The organism is Rhodococcus sp. P3_B8 (assembly GCF_056402775.1).
This window is the reverse complement of sequence record NZ_JBFUGT010000504.1, coordinates 1-3,132: the sequence shown is the minus strand read 5'-3', so window position 1 is coordinate 3,132 and position 3,132 is coordinate 1. Positions and strand designations below refer to the sequence as shown.

At 67.7% G+C, this 3,132-nt stretch carries 2 protein-coding genes; both read right to left on the bottom strand.

Features of this window, described 5'->3' with window-relative positions:
- Positions 1-6: 6 nt before the first annotated feature.
- Complete coding sequence (gabT, locus tag AC1D1G_RS43635) at positions 7-1,347, bottom strand: 4-aminobutyrate--2-oxoglutarate transaminase (RefSeq protein WP_005238605.1); 1,341 nt, start codon at positions 1,345-1,347, stop codon at positions 7-9.
- Between the two features lie 51 nt (positions 1,348-1,398).
- On the bottom strand, positions 1,399-2,829 hold the full coding sequence (locus tag AC1D1G_RS43630) for a gamma-aminobutyraldehyde dehydrogenase (RefSeq protein WP_477956755.1): 1,431 nt from the start codon (positions 2,827-2,829) through the stop codon (positions 1,399-1,401).
- Positions 2,830-3,132: the final 303 nt, after the last annotated feature.

The window sequence follows — 3,132 nt, the reverse complement described above, 5'->3', positions numbered from 1 at the left end:
CACGGGTCAGACGAGCGAGCGCACGATCTGCTCGATGACAGTCAGGGCGTCGTCGAGCAGGTCGTCGCTGATCACCAGCGGCGGAAGCAGTCGGATGACGTTTCCGTAGGTACCGCACGTCAGCAGAATGACACCTTGTTCGAGCGCATGTGCGGCAATCGCCTTCGTCAGTTCGGCGTCCGGCTCGTCGGTGCCGGGCTTGACGAACTCCATCGCGAGCATCGCGCCGCGTCCACGCACGTCACCGATGACGCCGACGTCGGCGGCCAGGGCCTTCAGCCGCGGCAGGGCCAGGTCGCCGATGTGCTGTGCGCGAGCGGGCAGGTCGAACTTCCGCATGCTGTCGATCGCGGCGAGTGCGGCGGCACACGCGACGGGGTTGCCGCCGTACGTGCCACCCAGACCGCCGGGGTGCACCTTGTCGAGGAGTTCGGCGCGACCCGTGATCGCGGACAGCGGCATGCCGCCCGCCATGCCCTTGGCCATCGTGATGATGTCGGGGACGATCTCCTCGTGCTCGCACGCGAACCAGGCGCCGGTGCGGGAGAACCCGGTCTGCACCTCGTCGGCGATGAACACGACGCCGTTGGCGCGGGCCCAGTTCACCAGGGTGGGGAGGAATCCCTCGGCGGGAACGATGAATCCGCCCTCGCCCTGGATCGGCTCGATGATGATCGCCGCGAGCGAATCGGCGCCGATCTGCTTCTCCATCTGGCTGATGGCGCGCTGGGCGGCCTGCTCGCCGGTCAGTCCGTCCTGGTCCCGGTAGGGGTAGGACATGGGGAGCCGGTACACCTCGGGCGCGAACGGACCGAAGTGAGCCTTGTAGGGCATCGACTTGGCGGTGAGGGCCATCGTCAGGTTCGTACGACCGTGGTAGGCGTGATCGAACGCGACGACGGCGTCGCGGCCGGTGGCGAGGCGAGCGACCTTGATCGCGTTCTCCACCGCCTCCGCGCCCGAGTTGAACAGGACGGTGCGCTTCTCGTGGTCGCCCGGGGTGAGGGCGGCGAGCTCCTCCGCCACGCGGACATAGCCCTCGTACGGGGTGACCATGAAACAGGTGTGGGTGAAGTGCCCGACCTGCTCCCGAACCGCCTCGGCGACAGCCGGATCGGACGCGCCCACGCTGGTGACCGCGATGCCCGAGCCGAGGTCGATCAGGGAGTTGCCGTCGACGTCGACGACCACACCACCGTCGGCATCCGCCGCGTACACGGGGACGCTGGAGCCGACGCCCGCGGCCACGGTGGCGCGGCGGCGTGCGGTGAGGGCCGCCGACTTCGGGCCGGGGAGCTCGGTGACCAGGGCGCGCTTCTGCGGCAGCCGGTACTGGATGTCGTTCATGATGGTGCAGTCCTCAGGGTCGTGACGTGGATGGGTAGGGGGTGGGCGACGTCAGTCGTTGGAGCTCATGACGTGCTTGATGCGGGTGTAGTCCTCGACGCCGTAGCCGGAGAGGTCCTTGCCGTAGCCGGAGTACTTGAATCCGCCGTGCGGCATCTCGGCGACGAGCGGGATGTGGCAGTTGATCCAGACGGCACCGAAATCGAGTGCGGCCGAGAGCCGTTGCGTGACGCCGTGATCGTTGGTCCACACACTCGACGCCAGACCGTACCGGACGTCGTTGGCGAGGGTGACGGCCTCCTTCTCGTCGGAGAAGCTCTGCACGGTGAGGATGGGACCGAACGTCTCCTCCTGCACGATGTCGTCGCGCTGGTCGACGCCGGTGATCACGGTGGGTTCGAAGAAGAATCCCTGCTCTCCCGAACGCTTTCCGCCGGTGACGATCTTGGCCGAGGTGGGGAGCGCGGCGATCTTCGAACTGACCGCGTTGAAATGGTTGACGTTGTTGAGCGGGCCGTAGAACGTGTCCGGGTCGTCCGGCAGGCCGGGCTTGAGCGTCTCGGCCTTGCGGACGAGCGCGTCGACGAGCTGGTCGTGGATGGACTCGTGGACGAGGACGCGGGTGGCGGCGGTGCAGTCCTGGCCGCCGTTGAAGAAGGCAGCCTCGGCGATGCCGCTCGCGGTCTTCTCGATGTCGACGTCACCGAAGACGATGGCGGGTGCCTTGCCGCCCAGTTCGAGGTGGGCGCGCTTGAGCTGGCGTGCGGCGGAGACCGCGACGGCGATACCGGCGCGAACGGATCCGGTGATCGACACCAGTCCGAGGGCCGGGTTCTCCACGAGGGTGGCGCCGGTCTCACCGTTGCCGAGGACGACGTTGAAGACGCCGTCCGGCAGGATCCCCTTGGTCAGCCGGGCCAGGACGAGTGTGCTGTTCGGGGTGGTGTCGCTGGGCTTGAGCACGATCGTGTTGCCTGCCGCGAGCGCGGGGCCGATCTTCCACAGCGCCATCATGAACGGGTAGTTCCACGGGGTGACCTGACCGACGACACCGATCGGCTCGCGGCGCACGTAGGACGTGAAGCCGTCCATGTACTCGCCGGCGGCCTTGCCTTCGAGCATCCGGGCCGCACCCGCGAAGAAGCGGAGCTGATCGGCGCCCACCTTGATCTCTTCGTCGGCGATGACCTGCTTGGGCTGCCCGGTGTTGCGGCACTCCGCCTCGACGAGTTCGTCGCTGTGCGCCTCGATCGCGTCGGCGAGCTTCAGCAACGCGGTCTGGCGCACGCTCGGGGTGGTCTTGCCCCACGAGACGAAGGCCCGCTCGGCTGCCTCGACAGCGGCGTCCACGTCGGCCTTGGTGGAGACGGGCGCAYGCCCGACGACGCTCTCGTCCACGGGGTTGATCAAGTCCAGCGTCTCCGTCGCGGATGAGGCGACGAACTCACCGTTGATGTAGTTCTCGAGTACGTCGATCGACATTCGTACCGGTTCCTCTCGTGGGGTCGAAACTCGTGGTTCGGAACGGACCGTCGGTCGAACAGTCCGACCGGGGTCCGGAGTTGCAGAGCATCTGAAAACAAGTGTGCGCTGCCTCACAAGCCAGGGGCAGCTGACAAAATGGTGAAAGACGCGCCCCCCGCCGCGCCGAGTTGTCCAATCCGGAGTCACCCGTGCGAGCAGGTGTGGCCGGCCGCGCCGGAGCCGGCGAACGGCACGTCCGGAACGGCGCTCGCGGAGGCGGCGTCGTGCACGATCGCGCCGCCGACGAGGGTGAGGTCGGCC

Bases quoted from the DNA above. Each gene is read 5' to 3' on its own strand.
- gabT (WP_005238605.1), bottom strand. From the start codon at position 1,347: ATGAACGACATCCAGTACCGGCTGCCGCAGAAGCGCGCCCTGGTCACC.